This is a genomic window from Pseudomonas grimontii (genome assembly GCF_007858185.1).
GTDB lineage: Bacteria > Pseudomonadota > Gammaproteobacteria > Pseudomonadales > Pseudomonadaceae > Aquipseudomonas > Aquipseudomonas grimontii.
This window is the reverse complement of sequence record NZ_VFES01000052.1, coordinates 1-1187: the sequence shown is the minus strand read 5'-3', so window position 1 is coordinate 1187 and position 1187 is coordinate 1. Positions and strand designations below refer to the sequence as shown.

The following is a 1187-nucleotide window of genomic DNA, read 5'->3' as shown; positions in this document are numbered from 1 at the left end:
CTAGTGGCTTGAGCGGTTAATCCATTAATTTATTTTTTATCACACTCAGCTTCGCTTTATGTACCGAGCTAATGATGGCCTCAGCCGTTTTATTCCACTTGAACGGCTTGGCTGAATGCTCATTGTGAGCCTCGATAAATTGGCGGATAGCGACTTTTAGGTCGGCGACGCTGGTGAAGGCACCCCGGTATAGCGCTCGTCTTTCCAGTTGTGCAAACCAGCCTTCCACGGCGTTCAGCCAAGACGCGCTGGTCGGTGTGAAGTGCAATTTGAAACGCGGATGCTTTTCCAGCCACTGCTTGATTGCAGCCGTTTTGTGGGTCGAACTGTTATCTAGAATCACATGCAGATCCAGTCCGGCTGGCGTGCTGCGTTCAATCTGTTGCAGAAAAGCCAGAAACTCCTTGGCTCGATGGCGCTGGGTAATCCGTCCGATTACTTGGCCGGTTAGGATGTCGAAAGCCGCGTACAGACTCGCCGTACCATGGCGCTTGTAATCATGCGTCCGGCGTTCAACTTGACCTGGGCGTAGCGGGAGCATCGGTTGGGTGCGATCCAACGCCTGGATCTGGGTTTTCTCGTCAACCGACAACACCAGGGCATTATCCGGTGGGTTCAGATAGAGCCCGACCACGTCGACTACCTTGTCGGCGAAATGAGGGTCGTTGCTGATTTTGAAGGTCTTCAGACGATGGGGTTTGAGGTCGGAAGCGGCCCAGACCTGCCGAACCTGCCACGTGGTGACCCGCGCATACTTGGCCATCAAACGGACGCTCCAGTGAGTGGCTTCCTGGGGTACACGCCGGGTGGTCAGTGTCAGGATTTCGTTGATTTTATCGGGCCCAAGTTTGAGTGGCTGGCCGCTGCGCGGCAGATCGCTCAACCCTTCGATTCCCGCCTCCAGATAACGTTTTCGCCACTTGAATACCGTCGGCGGCGTGACCTGCAACTGCTCGCTGACGGCCTTGGGCGTCAATCCGTCAGCCAGTAGAAGCAGGATGCGCGCTCGCTGGGCGAGGCTCTGTTCCAGCGTACTCATACGCAACCAACCTTGCAGGGCGATGAGATCGGAAGGCATTAAAGCGAAGGGGGAAGTCGGTCGGGCCATGCGCATAACCAATCCATGACATTGGACGCACAGTATATCGTTACCATTAGATAAATGAATTAACCGCTCAGTCCACTAG

At 54.8% G+C, this 1187-nt stretch carries 1 protein-coding gene; it reads right to left on the bottom strand.

The window, feature by feature from the left end; genetic code table 11:
- Nucleotides 1–16: 16 nt before the first annotated feature.
- Nucleotides 17–1108: an IS630 family transposase gene (locus FIV39_RS32895; protein WP_034114923.1), complete on the bottom strand. Its 1092-nt coding sequence runs from the start codon at nucleotides 1106–1108 to the stop codon at nucleotides 17–19.
- Between the last annotated feature and the right edge of the window lie 79 nt (nucleotides 1109–1187).

Bases quoted from the DNA above. Each gene is read 5' to 3' on its own strand.
- FIV39_RS32895 (WP_034114923.1), bottom strand. From the start codon at position 1,108: ATGGCCCGACCGACTTCCCCCTTCGCTTTAATGCCTTCCGATCTCATC.